Source organism: Paraburkholderia elongata (genome assembly GCF_013177735.1).
Lineage (GTDB): Bacteria > Pseudomonadota > Gammaproteobacteria > Burkholderiales > Burkholderiaceae > Paraburkholderia > Paraburkholderia elongata.
This window is the reverse complement of record NZ_WOEZ01000186.1, coordinates 20,521-40,730: the sequence shown is the minus strand read 5'-3', so window position 1 is coordinate 40,730 and position 20,210 is coordinate 20,521. Positions and strand designations below refer to the sequence as shown.

The window sequence follows — 20,210 nt, the reverse complement described above, 5'->3', positions numbered from 1 at the left end:
AGATATCTCCGGTCGCCGTGTAAGTGAGCGATCGGAGGCTACCGGCTTCTGTTCGACGTGATACGCACGGATTCAGGACGGAGCCGGTTCAGTAGCGCGTAGAACCGCAGCGCCTTCACTGGCGAACGCGCGGAGCAGATGGTGTGCAATGGCGAAGGGCTTGGGTGCGGACAGTCCTCCAGCGTGCGTGCTGGACAACATCGCGGCGACTTCCTCTCGTGAAAACCAGCGCGCGTCTTCCAGTTCTGTCGTGTCAACGATGATTTCCGTATCATTCGCCCGAGCGAAACAGCCGATCATCAGTGATGATGGAAACGGCCAGGGCTGAGATGCGAAATAGGCGACCTGAGAACAATGCACGCTGGTTTCCTCAAGCACTTCGCGACGTACCGCGTCTTCCACCGTTTCGCCGGGCTCAACGAAGCCAGCAAGCGCCGAGTACATTCCTGTTGCGAACTGACTCTGACGTCCCAACAGACAGTGATTGTCGTTGATGCCTAACATGATCACGACCGGATCGACTCGCGGAAAGTGTTGCGATCCGCAAGCGTCGCACGAACGTCGCCAGCCTGCGGTCGACGCCCGGCTTGGTTGGCCGCAATTCGCGCAGAAGCGATGGCGCCGATGCCAATCGAGCATTGCTTTTGCCTGAGCGAGTGCGCCCAGTAGACCGGGCGAGGCCAGGCCGCCAACGGCAATTGAACGCAGATCGATCAGTTCGAAGCGTGTCGACAGTGAAGCGGGATCGAACACACCCTGATCGAACCCGAGGGCGAAGCATGCCGACCCGGTGTCAGCCTGTCCTAGAAAAACGACCTGAACAGGGGGGCCGAACTCAGACACTTCGCTTGCCGAGAAAAGAATGTCATGTTCACTGCCGCGCTTCAGCACTGGGATATCCGCGGAGAAGACAATAAAGCGCGTTGACGGATCGCTTCGCAAACTCTCGATGAACGCGGCATCGTCGCGTTTTTCGTTTCGCCGGTCGAGCGGGTTGAACGCGAAGCCGATAGCGGTGGACTGATCACGGATGGACATTGGAGTATCTTTCGGTACGGTTACACCGGGTTGGCGTTGGGTCCCGTGCGATGCGTTTTACGGCACCCGGACGAAGGCGAGGCGAAGACGGCACATGCAAAGGGCTTTCCTAAACGGCAAAAATAAGTTACAACTTACAGTAACATTCTAAATACTGGTTAAACTTCAAAATGCAAATGGAAGTCCAGCGTCCAGTTCGCCGTAGTCGTGCTGAACAGCAAGCGCTCACGCGTGAGCGGCTGCTGGCCTCGGCCGAGAGCGCGATCGCCCGGCTCGGCTATGGTGGCGCCTCGGTCGACATCATCGCTGCAGAAGCAGGCCTCTCGAAAGGCGCCATCTACTCCAATTTCTCGACGAAGGAGGACTTGTTCCTCGAGTTGTTGCGACTCAACATGGAGCGCGACATGGCGGCGCTGGAAAAGATCGTCGAGTTGGAGCCGCAGGAACTCTATCAGGCGATCAGCCAATGGCTTGCCACCATGCATTCGGAAAGCGATTGTCCCGTTCTTGCCACGGAGCTTCAGTTGCAGGCTCGCCGCAGTCCGGAGTTTGCAGAGCACTATTATGCGCTTCAGGAGCAACAGATACGGACTCTCGCCCGTATTCTGCGCGCGTACTTCAAGGTGTCTTCAGCCAATCTTCCGATTGATGCCGCGGATCTTGCGGCGTGTATTATCGCGCTGGCCCATGGCCTGAGCCTCCAGCGTCCGATGGGTAAATCCAGATCCCGTAATCAGGCAGGCAGAGTGATCGATGAACTTCTGCAGGTCTTTCTGACGAAGTAGCTGGCGCTGCGAGCAACGCCGGTCTGGTGCCTGTGGTGGGCCGCCGCGCAAGCAGAGCTTGACACGGCGCCGTTAGCATTGGCTTCGAGGAGGGGGATTGCGGTTTTCTGCTATCGGTGCAACCGCAACGAACTCAGGTGGCGTACGACCCGAACTCGATGTCGTGCAGGATGTCCGTGCGGGTCGGCGACCAGTCCAGCAGATGTCGCGTCTTTTCTGACGACATGCGCTTGTTCAAGGAAAGACTCACGCCGATCGGGCCGCCAGTCGCGAACATTTCCCCGAATTCAAGACTTGCCGTGCGATCGCCGGCGCCGATCATGCGGCTAACGGCGGCGGCGAGTTCGCGCTGGCTCACTTCACCTGCGACGCCGTGCAGCACCGCACCCGCCGGCGCGCGTTCGACAGCGAGACAATACAGCTCGGCGAGTTCATCGACATGAACGTATCCTTGCAACGTAGCACCGGATCCGAGGTGTGGAGCGACCCCTTGAGCGCGAGCCATCCTGATGAGACCGGGCAGGTCATAGCTGCCGCCGTGTCCGTAGACGAGGCCCGGACGTATCACGATGCCGCGGACGCCCGAGGCGTTCGCTACTTCCTTCTCCGTCTCGACGCGCGCGGCCATGGCTGCGCCGAACATTTCGACCATCACCGGTGGCACATTTGCTGACGCAGGCGCAAAGACCGAGGGTGGCAAAGGCAGATCCACATCTTCATCAAAGACGTTGGGCGTCGCCTCGCCTCCATTGACGATGCCAAGAACCGCCGAGCCGCTGGTGAAGATCAGAGTCTTGCCCGTTCCTTCGATAGCGCCGAGCATGGCGCGAATCGCGTCCCGATCCTGCGCGAACGTTTCAGCGCTGCCCGCCAGTGAGCCAATGCTTGCCGTGCTGACAATGGCATCGACTTCGTTGGCCGCTTTGATCAGACTCGCGCTGTCGGCAAAGTCGCCGGCAACCGGGGTGATTCCGGCAAGGCGAAGCCTCCCGGCAGAATCTTCCGATCGCGCGAGGCCGAAGACCTCGTGTCCACGTTTGGCGAGCGCCCTGGCGGCAGCGCCACCGATAAAACCGGTCGCGCCGGTCACGAGAATCTTCATTGCATTTCTCCTTGATAGTTCAGAATTCTTTCCTGATGTCTCATATCCACAATCCGTTGGATCTGAGAGTTAAACCCGCCGTCCGGATCCGGCGAATCGTTGAGTTGAGTGTGCTCCGGGTCACGCGATAACTGTGTTGTGCGCTGCTCAGAGTCCGGGCTTCGACTATATGGATGGCCGTGTCTGATATGGCGGTGCAGATGGCTTGAGTCAAGCTGCTTCCTCAAGAATACCATTATGAATTCAAAGATCAAATGGTATTTTAGGTGGCCAGGTAGTGGCTCGCACGCTTGTCCGTCCAGGATAGGCGACAGCTTTTCTCTGGTCGAAGGCCTTCAGGGTTTTTTGAACGACCGATTCCGGCCACGTGCAGCAAGCGCTTCCGCGAAGACCTTCCCTAGTCCTTTCGACGCACCGGTAATCAGGGCGGTCGAGCCGCGATAAACAAACATTTTCTGCCCCTTGCATTGGGAATAATTTGTAATGCCATTCCGCACGTTTTGAACTAGGCGCTAATTGCTAGTTGTGTGGCTCTGTCGGAAACTTCGACTTCCGGCGACGCTGAATAGTCGCTGTAGCCACGCTCATCGCCACCAAACAGCGTGCTGCCGTCGAAGGTGCTTAACGGCAGGCCCTCGGCGAGCCGGCGCGGGAGGTCTGGATTGGCTACAAACGGTCGGCCGAAGGCGACCAGGTCGGCATAACCATTGGACAGAACCCATTCGGCGCGCGCCTCGTCGTAGTTGCCGGCAACTATGATCGGCCGCGTGAAGCGGGCACGGATGGCCTGGCGGAATTCCGCGGTGAACTGCGGTGCGTCGTCCCAGTCCGCCTCGACCAGATGTAGATAGGCAACGCCGCGTGCCTGCAGGAATTCGGTGGCTTCGAGGATGGTCGGCAGAATGTCCGGGCAGGCCATGCCACGTGCGGTCAGGAACGGAGCCAGGCGAATGGCCGTGCGCTCCGCGCCAACTTCGTCCGCTACGGCGTTGACGACTTCCTTAAGAAAGCGCAACCGGTTCTCGCGTGAGCCGCCGTATTCGTCGGTGCGCGTGTTGGATGTCGTACGCAGGAACTGGTCGACGAGGTAGCCGTTGGCTCCGTGGATCTCGACGCCGTCGAAGCCAGCAGCCAATGCGTTACGTGCAGCCTGGCGGAAATCGTTCACTACGCCCTTGATTTCGTCACAGGTCAGTGCGCGCGGGGTCGGGCAGTCGAACATGGCGCCGACGCCGGTGGCCGGGTCAACCTTCCAGATCTGGGCGTCGAAGGGGACGGCGGAAGGAGCGACCGGCAACTCGCCGTTGTGGAACTCCGGGTGGGACATGCGGCCCACATGCCAGAGTTGCAGGAAGATCCGGCCGCCGGCGGCGTGAACCGCATCGGTCACCAGTCGCCATCCGGCGACCTGTTCGGGGCTGTAGATGCCCGGCGTGAAGGAATAGCCCTTGCCTTGTGGCGAAATTTGGGAGGCTTCGGTCACAATCAGGGCGGCCGAGGCACGCTGGGCATAGTAGCGGGCGTTCATTGCATTGGGCACGTCACCGGGCTGAGAGCTGCGCGCACGCGTCATGGGAGCCATGATGACGCGGTGAGCGAGCTTGCGGCCGGCGACTGTGATCGGTGTGAAAAGTGGCGAGGCGGTAGTAGTCATGATCGCGGATCTCCAGGCTTAGTCGACGATGATTGAAATGGACCTGCTTAACTGGGTTACGACTTCGATAGCAACGCCAGGTGCCAGCGAGACGAAGAGCTGAGGTTCGTCTGAAAGCGGTACCTCGGAGAGCGTGTAGGAAACGTTGTTTGATCCCATCCGATCGACGAGCGCCGCCCACTCCGCGACGTCATCGACACGCAAGGCGATATGGTCGATACGAGGTGAGGCTTTCCCCGCGAGGGCGGGAATGGTCGCTTCGACCAGATGGATGACCGGGCGACCGTCGGCGTACAGCCAGTAGCCACCTACTCGGATAGGAGGTCGCGGACCATCGCTCAGACCGACGATGCCGCAAAGGAAACGCCGCGTACTTTCGGGGTCCCTGGTAACGATGGTTGCGTGGTCGAGCTTCATGGGGGCGCTGGCTGATTACCGATGTTGCACATTGTGCAAAGCTCAGCGCACTTTGATAATTGGCGTACGATTTGAATGATCTTCAAAAAAAGCAGAAATATCGTGGAGAACCTCGGCGACATCCGGCTTTTTGTCGAAGCGGCGAACCTGGGCGGGCTATCGGCGGCCGGACGCAAGCTCGGGCTGTCTCCCGCTGCCGCGAGTGCACGCGCCCGGTGAAACTGGGGACGACTCTGCATACGCGGCTTTTTGAACGCACGACGCGCCAGCTAAGGCTCACAGAGGAGGGGCGGATTTATCTGCTGCATTGTCAGCAGGCGCTTCAGTCCCTGGAGGATGCTCATGCGGCGCTGCATGCCGGTCGGAGCATTGTTCGCGGAAAGGAGCGGATTTCGGCTACCTCGGATTGCGGCCGTCATGTTTTGGAGCGGTTTGATTGCATCATTCTCGCGACGGCATCCGGGCCTGCGAACGACTGGCGGTTCACGCGCGGCGGTGAGGTCGAGACTTATACCGTGCCCGTTGCAAATGCCAGGGAGACCAACGACGGTGCGCTCGCGCGCGAGTGGGCAGTGGCAGGAAAGTGAAATTTTCCTTCTTGGCGTGTCAATTTTGATGGTCTTCCCTCGTCGTCTCAATGGCAGCATGCGGCTTGCCTCCGCATTTAGCCAACACTGACAGGAGATTTGCCATGACGATTCAGAAGATCACGCCTTTTCTTTGGTACTCCAAGGAAGCTGAGGAGGCCGCTGCTTTCTACGCGGATATCTTTCCAGACTCGCGCGTCATTCGGGTCATTGCGGTGCCGAGAACCATTTCCTGATTAACGCGTTCGGCGAGAATTACGACGAGGTGAAGGCGTCGAGCCTCGTGAAGATCGACGTCGACGGCAAGGTGGTTTCGGGCGCGAACAGCGCGGTGAACTACGCGGGCTTCGTGATTCATTCGGCGATCCACATGATGCACGAGGCGGGCAATCTGGTCGTGATGCATATCCATTCGCGTGCGGGCATGGCGATCGCCGCGATCAAGGAAGGCCTGCTGCCGATTTCCATGTTCTCGACCGTGTTCTACGAAAACATCGGCTATCACGATTACGAAGGTGCGTCGCTGTATCTCGACGAGCGGGAACGCATCGTTCGTTCGCTGGGCTCGGCGAAAGCACTGATCTTGCGCAATCACGGCTTGCTGGTGACAGGCGCATCGGTCGCGGAATGTTTTCTGCGGCTATACCGGCTGGAGCGGGCGTGCCAGATTCAGGTTGATGCCGCTGCCTGCGGTACGCCAAATCTGATCGGCGCGCCGGTGGCGACCAGATCGCGCAACGACCTCGGCGAATTCCAGGGTATGCAACGCGTGCCGGAAGGGACGATCGAGTTCGCGGCACTCAGACGCAAGCTCGACCGGATAGATCCCGGGTATCGGGACTAGACCAGCGGCGTTGCTGCCAGCCGCACGCGCACGATTCGACGGCTCGCCGGGGCCGCCAACAACCGCTGTTTTGATTCGTTACGGCATATCCGTGCAGAGGTGATCAAGGTAGTCAGCCCATTCCTGCATCACTTTGCGGCGGTCGTCGTCAAACGTTGTTCTGTCGTACGCCTTTTGCGCCTGCGAGGGCTTAGCGGAAGCTGTCTGCTCGAGGTGTGGATGCGGGAGTGGCGGCGCGACGCGTTGAAGCTGTTTAATGCAGATCGTGCGATACCAGTGCGTCGCTCGATGCGCTACGCGCATCGGGCCCCTTCGGCGCCTTCTGGACCGCAGGCTTTGCCTTGCGCGGCGCGCGCCCGGCGTGCGCCTTGGTTTCGGTGCGAAAGCGGTCGCGGTATTCGGCGGGATTGATCTGCAGTCGGCGCGCGAATACGCGGCGCAGCGCATCGGTGCCGTCGAATCCACAGCGCTTCGCGATCTCGCGCAGCGACAGATCGGTGGCTTCCAGATAGCGCCGCGCGGCGTCGATGCGCGCGTTGCTCAGGAACGTGATTGGCGTCACGCCGCATTCCTTGATAAAAGTCCGCGCGAGATTGCGCGAACTCATGTGGACGCGTTGCGCAAGCGACGCCACCGTGTGATCGACATGCAGGTTGTCGAGAATGTACTGCTGCAGCGCAGTCGTCTGCGATCCCGGCGCCGCCTGCGACTCGAGCAGCGGGCTGAACTGTGACTGCCCACCCGCGCGGCGCAGATAGACGATCAGGTATTTCGCGACGTCGAGCGCCATCACCTTGCCGAAATCTTCCTCGATCAGCGCGAGCGACAGGTCGATGCCGGCGGTCACGCCGGCCGTCGTGTAGATGCTGCCGTCGTTGACATAGATGTGATCGGGCTCGATGCGTGCCTTCGGGAAGGTCGCCGAGAGCCTCGGGACGTCCATCCAGTGAGTCGTGACCACGCGGTTGTCCAGCAGACCGGCGGGCCCAAGCGCGAACAGGCCGTTGCAGATCGCGCAGACCCGCCTCGCGCGCCGGTACTGCTGGCGCAGCCATTCGCTCAGCGCGGGGTCGTCGAACGCATCGAAGATGCCGAGGCCACCCGGCACGATGATCGTGTCGAACTCGGGGCATACGTCGAAGATCGTGCGATCCGGCACTACCGTCAGCCCACTGGAGGATTGCACGGTGCCGCGCGTCGTACCCACGGTGAGCATTTCGTATTCGCACTCGCCGCAGCTCAGGATCCGGACTTCGGCGAATGCATCGCGCGGGCCCGCGATGTCGAGCAGCTGGAAGCCGGGAAATACCACCATGCCGATCTTGATGCGCTTCATCGAAGTCACCCGCGGATACGTGAAACGGTTGAACGCTAACGTGGATCGTCGCGCGGCGACCTGGCGGCGCGATATGCCGCGCGACGCGCCGGTCAGGCCGTGGTGACGTCCCGATCGTACCCGTTGAGTTTATAGAGCAACGCGGAGACGATCCAACCGACGATAAAGATCCCGACGATCGCGTAGCCGAGCATGCCGAAGTTGTCGTTGAGCGTATCGACGAAATGCCAGAACGGTCCGGACAGGCTGAGCGCCTGACTCGCGATGCCAAGCGCTTCGATCCCGCCGATCAGCAGCGCGATGACCGTCGAGATCAACGTGATCGTCACGTTATAGTACAGCTTGCGTAGCGGCCTCACGAACGCCCAGCCGTAGGCGCCGAGCATCAGGATCCCGTCGGTCGTGTCGACGGTCAGCATGCCGGCGGCGAACAGGCAAGGAAACACGAGGATCGTCCACATCGAAAAGCCTGCCGATGCCTGCGACGCCGAAGTGCCGAGTAATGCCACTTCGGTCGCGGTTTCGAAGCCGAGCCCGAACAGAATGCCGAGCGGGAACATTAGCCAGCTCGAGCGAACGAGACGAAACAGCGGCTTGAAAACGCGCGCGAGTAGATTGCCGTCGAACTGCAGCAGCCGCGGATCGCCGATCGGCTGCATCGATCCGCTTCTCATCCGACGGAAGGCCCGCACCAGGTCCGCCAGCAGCACGACGTTGACCGCGCCGATCCCAAGCAGGAACGACGCCGACACCACGGTGCCGATCATTGCTCCCGTTTCCCTAAACGCATTGAAATGGTGAACCAACGCGTTCGTTGTCATCGCGACAACGACGGCGCCGACGACCACCATAAGCGAGTGCCCGAGCGCGAAGAAGAAGCCGACGGAGACGGGGCGCTTGCCATCGTTCATCAGCTTTCGCGTGACATTGTCGATCGCGGCGATATGGTCCGCATCCATCGCATGACGCAGGCCGAAGCTGTACGCGAGAAACGCCGTGCCGACCAGTGCCGGCGACGTGCGCAGGACGACGCATGCCCACGCCCATGCGAACAGGTTGATCAGCCCGAGTGCCACATACATCGTGACGATCCTGCCTCGCGTCGAAGCGGCGGGGCGGGCGGTTCCGGTTAAGGTAGTCATGGCGGGTTTCCTTTGCAGTCTGTGCTATTTGATGTCGTGGATCAGCAGATGGTGGCGGACGCTGCTTGGCGGGCGGCCAGCACAAGCTTGAGTTCGGCCGCGGAGAGCGTGCCGCTCGACTCGATCACGCTCAGCAAGGCCTCGAGGAAGCGCTCGTAGTAGTCCCAGCGCGGCTGGTTCGTGCAGTCGAGCGCCTCCCATCGGGCGATTGACGCGATCAGGCATTGCCTGAACGCTTCCCACTCGAAACAGCCTGTTTTGGAGAGCGACAGGGCAAGCCCGAACACGTCTCGTTCCCAACGGTTGGTGAAGAGCAGCTTGCCGTCGAGGCGAGGCGGCGAGTCCGGATCCCCGAGCATCGATGCCGTGGCGTATTCCTCGAATCGCGTGAACATTGCGCGCTCCTAGGCCAGCGGTGCCGTGACGAGCGCGACGCCCATCATCGATTCCGGTGTGACCAGCGCGGCAAGTTCATCCTCGCTCATGCCTTCGGTGTTCGCCGGGCGTTCGGGAATCACAAACCAGCGGATCTGCGCACTGCTGTCCCACACCTTCACTTCCTTCGTGTCCGGCACGTTGACACCGAACTCGCGCAGCACGGCGCGCGGTTCGCGCACGCCGCGCGCGCGGAACACCGGGTCCTTGTACCAGTACGGTGGCAGGCCCAGCACCGGCCACGGGTAGCACGAGCACAGCGTGCAGATAATCAGATTGTGTACCTGCTCGTCATTGATGACCGCCGCCATGTGCTCGCCTTCGGCGCCGGTCATGCCGGCCGGCAGATCCAGTTCGGCGATCGCGCCCGGCGTATTCGCGACGAGCCGCTTCCTGTATTCGGGATCGACCCACGCACGGGCCACGATCTTCGCGCCGTTGAATGGCCCCGCGACGGTTTCGAAATGACGCAGCACCGTGTCGACCGAATCGGTGCCTATCACGCCTTTCTCGATCAGAAGTGCCTCGAGCGCGCGCACTTTCGCTGCGCTGGTTGCCTCGCGATCGTCCCGATAGCCAAAGATTTCACCCATGTCGTTTCCCTCCGGTCCTATGAAAGATAATTGCGCTCAGTTGGCGGCCTGTACGTAGGCTTCGTACAGGTCGGCATAGATGGTCGTGTTGGGTTCGCTCTTACCCGAGCCCCAGATGTCGGCGGCGTCGAATGCGATCCGGTAGACAGGCATCGGCTTGCCGATGCCGTCGGCGCCCGTCGACACGAAGTACGAGAAGCTGCCCGGATAGACGACGTCGACCACGCCGGTCTTGTTGCGCAGATAGCCGGGAAGGCGCGTGTGGTCGACCGCCTCCGGATCGGCAATGCGAACCTTGTCGCCTGCTGCGAAGCGCGGCGCGCGATCGGGTTCGTGATAACCGGAATCTCCCTGCTGCAGATACGCGTTGATCTGCGCGGCAATCGGCGCGCTCGGACGATCCGGTAATGCGGCATTCGGTTGCGCGCGATAGAACGCACTTTTCTTTTCGAGCTCCGGCGCACTGATATAGCCCGAGTCGACGAAGAACTGCGCGATGCCCCCGAGCCACTTCTCGTAATAGCGATACTTGAAATATTCGAACGGATGCATGTCTTCCGCGCCGGTGCGCAGCGACGCCCACGTCCAGTCGCTTTTGAACGTGGTAGGCAGGTCCTTGATGGAATAGGCGGGCAATGCATCGGCGAGATGCGCGCTCTCGGCCATCATCGCGGTGTGAATCCCGAAGATGCGCTGCTCCCATGGCTCGACGAAGACCCGCGTCTCGAGATTGACGGGTCCGAGGTTCTCGATGCCTCCAAGATGATGCTGTAGTTTCACGGTGTACTCCTAACGGATGATGAAGGTCCTGCGCGGAGAAGCGCATTGGTCGCGTGACGCTGGAAGTTGGTTGCGCTCGTGTGGCGCGGTGTTGCCGTTAGCCTGAGAGGTCTGCCAAAGTCGGGTGCGCAGCGGACTCCGGCAGGCCGGCCGAAGCCGGTACGGTCGCTGCGGCGCCGGCGACACAATCGAGCAGACCTGCGCGGAGCGCGTCTGCATCGAGCGCGCGGCCGATCACGACGAAGCGACTCTCGCGCGCCTCGTCTGTGGTCCAGGCGTTGCCGAAACTTGTCTCCATCAGCATGTGCACGCTGTGAAAATGCAGGCGCCGCGCTTCACCGCTCACGTTCAACACGCCCTTCATCCGCAGCAGCGCCGCGCCATGCGACTGCACGAGCTGGTTCGCCCAGCGGTTGAAGCGAACGCCGTCGAGCTCGCCGGCGATATGGAATGCGCAGGACGCGATGCTCGTGTCGTGCTCGTGATCGTGCTCGCTTTCGGTGAGCAGGCCGGGCTCGATGGCGAGCAGGTTGTCGATCGAGAAGCTGCGCTGGCCGAGTAGCGTATCGATCGCGACGGCGGACCGCATCGCGAAGTCGAGCGTCGCGGTCGGATTCAATGCGCGGATGCTCGACTCGAGCGCGGCGAGGGCGGACGGTGCGACGAGATCCGTCTTGTTGATCACGATGCGGTCGGCGAACACAATCTGCTCACGGGCGGTGTCGTCGCTCAGCTGGCCGTGCGCGTGCCGTGCGTCGACGATCGCGATCACCGATTCCAGTTCGACGCGCTCGCGCACGTCGGGATCGGCGAGGAACGTCTGCAAGACCGGCGCGGGATCCGCGAGACCAGACGTTTCGACGATCAGCCGCTCGAGCCTGTCACCGTAGCGCGCCAGTAGTTGCAGCACGCTCGCGACGAGGTCGCTGCGGACCGTGCAGCACACACAGCCGTTGTTGATTTCGATGACCGCTTCCTCGTCGGCGACGATCAGTTGCCCGTCGATACCGACTTCGCCGAACTCGTTGACCACGATGCCGATCGGCGTCGGCCGCGTGCGGTCGAGAATGTGGTTGACGAGGGTCGTCTTCCCGGCGCCGAGGAAGCCGGTAACGACGGTGGTTGGGATCTTCCTGATACGCATCTCGCGACTCCGTGGGCGCCTCGCAGCGCTGATATATCAACAAAATAACGGCTTTTACGCGGCAAAACCGCCGCTGTCGCGCCGCGTAACAACGTTGGCAGAAACTGCATGTGCGGATGGCGAAAAATGTCGAAACCATCCGATACGGACAGATCGGCTTCTTCCTGTGGTTGCGTGCCGGGCGCGAGCGGCCGCCCGCGAAGCTAGTTGAGGCGCACTTCGCGCTTGAACGTCAACGCGTTGCCGATTACCTCCGACACGAACCCGAACACCGCGCCCGTCATGAGCGCGGCGGCGGCGACCAGCGCCGGGTTGGACAGGCCCGCGGTGGTGATCGCCTTGCCGGTGGCCACGGTGGTGCCGACGGTCGAGGCGAAGCCCCAGACGATCGCCGGCAGGACGTCGAGCAGTTTGATCTTCGACGCCTGCACTATCGCCGCGTTGCCGATGCCGACGCATATGGCGATGGCGATGGCGGTGTTGCTAGTCGTCGCGATCGCGAACAGCGTCAGCGAGCTGATCAGGAGGCCGGTGAGATTCGACGCGACGCTCTTGACGAATCCCGCCGTACCTCCGCCGAGCACGAAGAACGATGCCCACGCGATGAACGTGACCCAGACCGGAACGGGGAAGACCGTGCCGGTCAGCCAGGTATCGACGACTGCGAGCACACCGATGCTGAGCGTGTATGCCTCGGGCTGTTTCATGACTCTCTCCTTTGGACGATCGATGCGTTGATGGATGCGGACATGCGTTTGCACGGCGCATTTCTAGCGACTTCCAGGCCGGACTCGCGTCGCTGTCCGTGTCGTACACACGATTGACCGGAAACGAAGGACCCGATGTCCGAAATGGAATGAACGCTGCTTGACGGACAGCAAAGCCCCAAACGAACAGCTTGTGGCGATGACGCGATCTCTGGCGAAAGGGCTTCCGATCGATCCAGTGTGGTGCGCGCGTCACTTAAACCGTGCGTTGCGCATCGATTTGGACGCGTGCGGGTGCGCCAGGCAGTGCAGTGTGGGATGTCGCGAGCTTGCCCTGCTCGTGGGGCGGCCGTCGCATGCGCAGCTTCTCCGGTACTGCGTCTCGAACAGTTCAACGTGACAATGCCCTGGGAACACAGCGCTACCGAATGAATCTTTATTTCATTTTTATTTCATTTTCACTCTCGAGCTTTCACAAGGGCGTGAGAACAATGGCGAGACTAGAAGAGTCTTCGTTATCTGTCTTGCATGAATTTAATTAATAAGAATTGTTTCACGAAATTGACTTAAAAAATACCGAAAAAATTACGAAACTCCTTAGTGAGATGTCAGGAAATCCTGGCGGACGTTTGACCTGTTTGGGGCGTGTAAGGCTTTCAATCCTTGGGTTTCACACATCGTTGACTTTCGTACCAGGCGTCGGCAACCCGTTGACAGCGATTCATGGCGCAATACGAACACTATGCTGCATCACACGACGCAGTACAAAGGCGAATCCGCAATAGGTTACTGGTCCACCAATTGTTAAATTTAGTAATGCCCAGATATCGCAAAAGGCTTTTTGTAGACAAATGAAAAGACCTATGAGAAAGTTCCCAACGAGCACTTAACTTTCTTTCCCTTACACGGTTTAATAATGGGAGATGCCGAATTCGATGCGAATAGCTCGGCGGCCTTCGTCTCACATAGTGCTCAAGATGTCGCCAGAAAGAAAAACGGTGCTTGCCGCCTGGCATAGGACTATTTGCCATGCCGTGCGCCGACGAAACGGTTGCAACGGGCTACTAAGGGGCCGGTAACTATGAGTATTCCAGGCGGAACAGGGCGGGGCAAAGACTCAGCGACAGAAGAACATCAGTCAGGCAAGCAATTGGCGCGTCGCAGTGCGATCGCCATTCCTATTCAGGGACCCTTCGGACCTTCATAACCCACGACCCGGAGATCGTTTGAACGGTGCGGCCGCCGGAAAACTGGCTATCTAGCCGATCCTCATCGATCACCTGGGCGCGTAACCTCCTTCGTCAGGAGGACAGATTCGTGCGCGCTAAGGATTCGCCATCCATCGGGGGCGGCAGCAAGGTGTTGCAGTTTCAACGGTAAAGCGACGCACGCGGCAGCCAAAGCTTTCGCTTGCATAAATAGGTATCCTTAATAAATAGAGGTGCGCGCACACGCTCGTGCTTAAGAAATTCGCATTGCCACATTACTTCTTGAGGAAACGATCATGAACAAGGTATATCGGTCGATCTGGAATAAAGCGCTAGGTGCCTTTGTAGCCGCGTCGGAGTTGGACAAGTCGCGCGGCAAGGGGAAGTCAGTGGCGGCTGCCTCCGTATGCGATGGGCGCAGCGGCGAGCATGGTGAACATGGTGCTTCGGCGCTGTACGGTTTCAATCCGCGTGTCCTGACGGTTCTGTTGCTGATTGGCGCGGGCGGATGGGCCGCGCAGGCGCAGGCGCAGGTGAGCTGCTCGGCGGCACCCTTCAACTTCTATAGCGGCAGCACCACGTGCGTGGGCTTTCAGTCCACAGCCTCTGGGGGTGGAGCCACTGCGGTAGGTTACGCCGCCAACAGTACGGGACTTAATGCCTTGTCCTTCGGCTTTCAAGCCATTGCGGCTGCTACCAACGCCATTTACGTGGGCGCGCGCACTGCTCCGGGTACCGGCGCGACCGCGCAGTCGGCGATTGGCATCGGTACGGATGTCACCTCTAGCGGCTCGTCGGCCATTGGTATTGGCACTGACGTCGTCTCTAACGCCGACTATGCCACCGCGATTGGCTTTCAGGCGGTGGGGAGCGGGCCTGCAGCCGTCGCAATGGGTTATATCGCCACTGCCTCCGGGACGCATGCCGTCGCTCTCGGCTTTCAGTCCATCGCCAGCGGCCTCAACGCCGTTTATCTTGGGCCGCGTTCCGTCGCAGGCACGGGTGCAACGGCGGCGGGGGCGATTGGCATTGGCACGGATGTCACTGCTTCCGGTCCCTCTTCGCTGGCCGCCGGCACAGTGTCCACAGCCTCGGCACAGAATGCAGTGGCATTGGGGGCGGGCGCCGCCGCCACAGGGCTCAACTCGCTCGGCATGATGAACGGCTCCAAAGCGAGCGGTGCTAATGCGATAGCGTTGGGCGGAGCGGATTCTGTCGCTGAAGGCGGCTCGTCTGCCCCAGCGACGGTGGTTGGCGCCGCGGCGTCGGGCATTCGCGCCATTGCGATTGGCTCTGGCGCGAGCTCGGGTGGCTCCTCGTCCATTGCGATAGGCGATTCGGCTCAGACGGGAGCCAACACCGACGCCATCGCCATGGGTACCTCAGCGACGGCTAACGCCACAAATGCCTCTGCCATAGGCAATGGCGCACGTGCGCTCGCCGCCTCCACGGTCGCCATCGGCGACGGCAGCACCGTCGCTGCGGCAGCCGGCGCGGGTTCGTTCGCCGGCGGACAGAACTCTTAGGTGCTCAGCGGGACGGGCGCGGTGGCGCTCGGTCAGGCGCAGACCGCCAGCGGCAACGGCGCGGTTGCGATTGGCGATCCCAATACCGCGACCGGAAACGGTGCTGTCGCCGTGGGCGCGAACAATACCGCCACGGGCGATGGTGCGGTGGCACAAGGCAACAGCAATATCGCCAATGGCCAGGGCGCGGTTGCGCTGGGTAACGCGAGCAACGCAACCGGCGCCAGCGCGCTGGCATTCGGCGATACAGCGGTGGCCAATCAGGCTCATGCGATTGCGCTGGGTGCCGGCGCGTCGGCCAGCAACGCGAACGCGGTTGCGTTAGGTTCGGGCAGCACAACTGCCGCCGCGGTGGATACGGGCAGCATCACGGTGGGCGGCATCACGAGCACGGTAGCAGGCGCGACACCCGGCAGCACCGTGAGCGTGGGTTCAGTGGGCAGCGAACGCACGATTACCAACCTCGCGGCGGGCCGCGTGAGCGCAACCAGCACGGATGCGGTGAACGGCAGCGAGCTGTATGCGACGAACCAGGCCGTCAACAACCTGACCAGCGGCACCGCAGGCCCGTTTGTATCCAATAGTTCGGTGACGTCGACACAGCCGGTATCGTCGGGCGCGAACGCTGTCGCCGGCGGCTTCGGTGCGACGGCGACAGGGGCCGCCTCGTTAGTGGTCGGCAATCAGGCAACCGACAATGGGGTCGCTGACTCCACTGTGCTGGGCCAGGGCGCGAGTATCGCCGGCGGCGTGACCGGCTCCAACGTGGCACTGGGCCAAGGCGCGTCGGTGACCTCTGCCGCGGTGCCGACGGCTAGCGGCACGATCGACGGCACGACGTTTACCTACGCGGGCGGCACGCCTGCCGGCGTGGTCAGCGTCGGCACGTCGGCTGCGCCGCGCCAGATCACCAACGTGGCGGCCGGCCGCGTGACGGCGGCGAGCACAGATGCGGTGAACGGCTCGCAGTTATACGCCGCCGATACGGCGATCACGTCGGTCGGTACGCAGGTCACGAACCTGGGCAACAGTGCTGCGTCGGGTCTCGGTGGCGGCAGTGCCTACAACAGCACGACGGGTGCGCTGACCACCAGCCTGAGCTATGGCGGTAACACCTATACCTCAGTGCAGAACCTGGTCAACGCCTTGACCGGTGGGGGCACGACGCCGGGCATCAAGTATTTCCACGCTAACTCGAGTGCACCGGACAGCCAGGCGCTGGGCACCAACAGTGTCGCGATCGGACCGAACGCGACGGCAAGCAACGCGAACGACGTTGCGCTCGGTGCGGGAAGTGCGACCGCGGCGCCGCATACGGGCACCACTGCGCTTTACGGCGGCACGGCGGCCGGCATCGCGAGCGCGGCCAATGGCGTGGTGTCGGTCGGCTCGGCCGGGCAGGAGCGGCAACTGCAGAACGTGGCAGCGGGCGTGATTTCGGCTGCCAGCACCGATGCCGTCAATGGCTCGCAACTGAATACGGTCTTCACCGGCGTCAACAATCTGGGCACGTCGACAGCGAGCACATTGGGCGGCGGCGCCAGCTATAGCGCGGCTACCGGCAATCTCACCGGCTTTAGCCAGCCGGTCAACAGCGTCAGCAGTACGGGGGCCGTGACCGGACCCACGGCGCAGACGACGGTTGCCGGTGCTTTGACCGCGCTGAATACGAATATCGATAACACGGCAAATATCGCGGTCAAGTACGACGCGGCCGGTGGTACGAAGATCACCCTCGGTGCGACTGGCGGAGCGGGAGCAGGGTCCCCGGTGACGATTACCAACATGGCGCGGGCTGCGTTGAACGCAACGAGCACGGACGCTGTGAATGGCTCGCAATTGTTTGCAACGAACCAGAATGTGACGTCTATCGTCAACGGCCAGTCTGGTCCATTTGTATCGAACAACAGTGTGACGGCAGTACAACCGGTATCGAGCGGAGCCAATGCCAGTGCCGGTGGTTTCGGAGCGCGCGCAACGGGTGCATCCTCCACGGTGCTGGGCAACCAGTCTACTGACAACGGTAACGCCGATGCGACGGTATTGGGCCAGGGCGCGAGCATTTCGGCGGGCACGACCGGCAGCAATGTTGCGCTGGGCCAGGGCAGCACTGTGACAACCGGCGCTGTCGCCACCTCCGGTGCGACCATTGGCGGTACGGCCTATACATTTGCCGGCAGTGCGCCGGCAGGTGTCGTGAGCGTGGGCACGACAGGCGCTGAACGGCAGATTGCAAATGTGGCGGCAGGGCAACTGAGCGCCACGAGCACGAACGCGGTGAACGGTTCGCAGCTGTTTGCAACCAACCAGCAGGTAACGGTCAATACCACGGCGATCTCCAACATCAACAATGGCGCCGGGATCAAATATTTCCACACCAATTCGGTTCTGGCGGACAGCGTTCCGAGCGGTACCGACGCGATTGCGGTGGGGCCAGCTGCCAATGCTTTCGGCAACGATTCAATAGCACAGGGTCTGAATGCGGTTGCCGGCGTTAGCGGCACACCGGCGACGGCCAACGACATTGCCCTGGGTAATGGAGCCCAAGCCACCGGCGGCAATTCGATCGCCCAAGGTACTGGGGCAACTGCGAATACGGCCGGCGCCATCGCGATAGGTCAGACGGCAACCGCGACAGGCGGCAAGGCCGTGTCGATTGGCGTGGGCAATACTGCCAGCGGCAATGGCGCGGTCGCCATCGGCGATCCGAACTCGGCGACCGGCACCGGTGCGATAACGATGGGCGCCAACAATACCTCCAACGGTCAGGGCGCGGTTGCGCTTGGCAATGCCAACACGTCGACCGGCCAGGGCTCTGTCGCGCTGGGCAATGCATCGCAAGCGAACAATGCCGGCGCCATCGCCCTGGGTGACGCTGCAACGGTGTCGGCCGCGGCGACGCAAGGCGTCGCGATCGGCTCCGGAGCCACGGTCACCAACGCCGGCGCGGTGGCCCTGGGTGCAGGAAGTACAACTGCTGCGGCGGTGGCGACGACCGGCGACACGATCAACGGCACGGCCTACACGTACGCGGGTACTGCTCCGACGAGCACGGTGAGCGTGGGCAGCGCAGGTAACGAGCGTACGGTGACCAATGTGGCGGCAGGCCGGGTGAGCGCGACCAGCACCGATGCAGTGAACGGTTCGCAGCTGTACGCGACGGATCAGGCGGTCGACAGCCTCGCTAACGTGGTGACGGCCAGCAAGACGCACTACTACAGCGTCAACGATGGCGGCACGCAGGGCGGCAACTACAACAACGATGGCGCCACCGGCGCCAATGCGCTGGCGGCGGGCGTGGGGGCGACGGCAAGCGGCGTGAGCAGCTTCGCCGGCGGCAACGGCGCCGCCGCGCAGGCAGACAACGCGCTTGCACTGGGCGCCCTGTCGAGCGCCTCGGTGGCCGGCGGGGTCGCGATCGGCTCGGGATCGGTGTCCAATCGCGTGGTCCTGTCCGGCATCGGTTCAATTGCGAACGGCACCCATGCGATTCCCTTCAACACGTCGGATCAAACCTTGCTCGGCGCACTGTCTTTCGGCAGCGCGGCCGGCAACACCTATCTCCAGTTGACCAATGTCGCGGACGGCACGCAGGCACAAGATGCGGTCACCATCAGGCAGCTTGCCGGTGCGCTGTCGTCGTTCGCCGTTACCGGACAGATGTACTTTCACGCGAATTCGACGGCGGCGGATTCGCTGGCGGTCGGTGCGCAGTCGATTGCCGTCGGACCGACGACGGTGGTCAACGGTGACAACGGCGTGGGCATCGGCAACGGCGCCATAGTCGACTCGACGGCACCGGGCGGCGTCGCGATCGGCGAAAGCTCGAACGCGGCCCAGGCCGATGCGCTTGCGCTCGGCAGCGGCGCTATCGCAAGTGGCGCCCAGTCGATCGCACAAGGGGCGAACGCAAAGGCTGCGAACGCAGGCGGCATGGCTATCGGCTCGGGTGCGCAAAGCAGCGCCGTCGATGCGGTCGCGCTGGGCTCAGGCGCGAGCGCGTCGATGGCGAACAGCGTCGCGCTGGGCGCGGGATCGGTGACAACGGTTGGCGCGTTGAGCAATTACATCGCGTACGGGTTGAGCAGTCCGCAGTCGTCCGCGGGCGAGGTCAATATCGGCAATCGGCAGATCACCGGCGTGGCAGCCGGCAAGGCCGGAACCGACGCGGTGAACGTCTCGCAACTGGACGCGGTGTCAACCCAGTTGACCACGCTGATCAACCAGCGGACCACCAACACCGGCGGCAGCTTCTCGTCCACGCCTGGGACGCCGACGCCACCGGCGTCCACGGGACCGAATTCGTCGGCGGGTGGGCAAGGCGCGTCGGCATCCGCCTCGAACAGCACGGCGGTCGGCAACAGTTCGCAAGCCAGCGCGACGGGAGCGACCGCTGTGGGTGTCGGCGCAGCCGCGAGTGGGAATAACTCGGTGGCGCTGGGTGCCGGTAGCACGGACGGGGGGCGTAGCAACGTGGTATCCGTCGGCTCGCTTGCCGACACGCGGCAAGTGGCGAATGTGGCTGCGGGAACGCAGGGGACGGACGCAGTCAACGTGAACCAGCTCAATGCCGGGCTCGCGCAGGCGAATGCCTATACCGATCAACGGGTGGACCAGTTGCAATCGGGAATTAACTCGGTCGCGCGCAACGCTTATTCCGGTATCGCCGCAGCGACGGCATTGACGATGATTCCGGAGGTCGACAAGGACAAAACGTTGTCGTTTGGCATCGGCACGGCGGGCTTCCGCGGCTATCAGGCCGTCGCGCTGGGGGGAACCGCTCGTATCACCGAAAACATCAAGATGAAAGCAGGCGTTGGCATGAGCCCTGGCGGCACGACCTTCGGGATGGGCGCGGCGATGCAATGGTAGGGCGCAGACGCCTTTGCTCAAATGCGGACAACATCGTTCT

At 62.0% G+C, this 20,210-nt stretch carries 15 protein-coding genes and 2 pseudogenes; 6 read left to right on the top strand and 11 right to left on the bottom strand.

Annotated features, from left to right (window positions below):
- Positions 1 to 72 precede the first annotated feature (72 nt).
- The gene (gene nudC / locus GNZ13_RS32660; RefSeq protein ID WP_172172278.1) at positions 73 to 1,038 is read right to left on the bottom strand and encodes an NAD(+) diphosphatase; all 966 of its coding nucleotides are present in this window, start codon (positions 1,036 to 1,038) and stop codon (positions 73 to 75) included.
- 170 nt (positions 1,039 to 1,208) lie between these two features.
- Between nudC and GNZ13_RS32655 the strand changes: the two genes are divergently transcribed.
- On the top strand, positions 1,209 to 1,823 hold the full coding sequence (locus GNZ13_RS32655) for a TetR/AcrR family transcriptional regulator (protein WP_172172276.1): 615 nt from the start codon (positions 1,209 to 1,211) through the stop codon (positions 1,821 to 1,823).
- 133 nt (positions 1,824 to 1,956) lie between these two features.
- Here the strand turns inward: GNZ13_RS32655 and GNZ13_RS32650 are convergent, their stop codons facing one another.
- The 3 genes from GNZ13_RS32650 to GNZ13_RS32640 all read right to left on the bottom strand — a co-directional run bounded on the left by GNZ13_RS32650 (position 1,957) and on the right by GNZ13_RS32640 (position 4,996).
- The gene (locus GNZ13_RS32650; RefSeq protein WP_172172274.1) at positions 1,957 to 2,925 is read right to left on the bottom strand and encodes an NAD-dependent epimerase/dehydratase family protein; all 969 of its coding nucleotides are present in this window, start codon (positions 2,923 to 2,925) and stop codon (positions 1,957 to 1,959) included.
- A gap of 505 nt (positions 2,926 to 3,430) precedes the next feature.
- Positions 3,431 to 4,579: an alkene reductase gene (locus GNZ13_RS32645; protein WP_172172272.1), complete on the bottom strand. Its 1,149-nt coding sequence runs from the start codon at positions 4,577 to 4,579 to the stop codon at positions 3,431 to 3,433.
- Between the two features lie 18 nt (positions 4,580 to 4,597).
- Positions 4,598 to 4,996, bottom strand: coding sequence for a VOC family protein (locus GNZ13_RS32640; protein WP_172172270.1), 399 nt, complete (start codon positions 4,994 to 4,996; stop codon positions 4,598 to 4,600).
- A 102-nt stretch (positions 4,997 to 5,098) separates the two neighbouring features.
- On the opposite strand from GNZ13_RS32640, the pseudogene GNZ13_RS32635 reads away from it, so the two are divergent.
- The 3 genes and pseudogenes from GNZ13_RS32635 to GNZ13_RS32625 form a co-directional block, all read left to right on the top strand.
- A pseudogene (locus GNZ13_RS32635) lies at positions 5,099 to 5,577 on the top strand (LysR family transcriptional regulator); the annotation flags it as partial.
- Positions 5,578 to 5,633: 56 nt separating this feature from the next.
- Positions 5,634 to 5,810 (top strand): annotated as a pseudogene (locus tag GNZ13_RS32630) (VOC family protein); the annotation flags it as partial.
- Between the two features lie 38 nt (positions 5,811 to 5,848).
- Complete coding sequence (locus GNZ13_RS32625) at positions 5,849 to 6,427, top strand: class II aldolase/adducin family protein (protein WP_328807332.1); 579 nt, start codon at positions 5,849 to 5,851, stop codon at positions 6,425 to 6,427.
- A gap of 253 nt (positions 6,428 to 6,680) precedes the next feature.
- Here GNZ13_RS32625 and GNZ13_RS32620 read toward each other — a convergent pair whose 3' ends face one another.
- From GNZ13_RS32620 to GNZ13_RS32590, 7 genes are all read right to left on the bottom strand, one after another.
- Positions 6,681 to 7,763 (bottom strand): GlxA family transcriptional regulator, encoded by a 1,083-nt coding sequence (locus tag GNZ13_RS32620; RefSeq protein ID WP_172172268.1) that lies wholly within the window; start codon positions 7,761 to 7,763, stop codon positions 6,681 to 6,683.
- Positions 7,764 to 7,855: 92 nt separating this feature from the next.
- The gene (locus GNZ13_RS32615) at positions 7,856 to 8,905 is read right to left on the bottom strand and encodes a HoxN/HupN/NixA family nickel/cobalt transporter (protein WP_172172266.1); all 1,050 of its coding nucleotides are present in this window, start codon (positions 8,903 to 8,905) and stop codon (positions 7,856 to 7,858) included.
- 41 nt (positions 8,906 to 8,946) lie between these two features.
- Positions 8,947 to 9,300, bottom strand: coding sequence for a nitrile hydratase accessory protein (locus tag GNZ13_RS32610; RefSeq protein WP_172172264.1), 354 nt, complete (start codon positions 9,298 to 9,300; stop codon positions 8,947 to 8,949).
- Between the two features lie 9 nt (positions 9,301 to 9,309).
- The gene (nthA, locus tag GNZ13_RS32605) at positions 9,310 to 9,933 is read right to left on the bottom strand and encodes a nitrile hydratase subunit alpha (protein WP_172172262.1); all 624 of its coding nucleotides are present in this window, start codon (positions 9,931 to 9,933) and stop codon (positions 9,310 to 9,312) included.
- Between the two features lie 36 nt (positions 9,934 to 9,969).
- Positions 9,970 to 10,713 carry a nitrile hydratase subunit beta gene (gene nthB, locus GNZ13_RS32600; protein WP_172172260.1) on the bottom strand — a complete coding sequence of 248 codons (744 nt, stop codon included), beginning with the start codon at positions 10,711 to 10,713 and terminating at the stop codon, positions 9,970 to 9,972.
- 97 nt (positions 10,714 to 10,810) lie between these two features.
- Positions 10,811 to 11,857, bottom strand: coding sequence for a CobW family GTP-binding protein (locus GNZ13_RS32595; protein ID WP_172172258.1), 1,047 nt, complete (start codon positions 11,855 to 11,857; stop codon positions 10,811 to 10,813).
- Positions 11,858 to 12,060: 203 nt separating this feature from the next.
- On the bottom strand, positions 12,061 to 12,564 hold the full coding sequence (locus GNZ13_RS32590; RefSeq protein ID WP_172172256.1) for a DUF1097 domain-containing protein: 504 nt from the start codon (positions 12,562 to 12,564) through the stop codon (positions 12,061 to 12,063).
- 1,504 nt (positions 12,565 to 14,068) lie between these two features.
- Here GNZ13_RS32590 and GNZ13_RS52925 point away from each other — a divergent pair.
- Complete coding sequence (locus GNZ13_RS52925; RefSeq protein WP_236002296.1) at positions 14,069 to 15,298, top strand: ESPR-type extended signal peptide-containing protein; 1,230 nt, start codon at positions 14,069 to 14,071, stop codon at positions 15,296 to 15,298.
- Complete coding sequence (locus tag GNZ13_RS32585; RefSeq protein WP_328807331.1) at positions 15,299 to 20,170, top strand: beta strand repeat-containing protein; 4,872 nt, start codon at positions 15,299 to 15,301, stop codon at positions 20,168 to 20,170.
- The last annotated feature ends 40 nt before the right edge of the window (positions 20,171 to 20,210 follow it).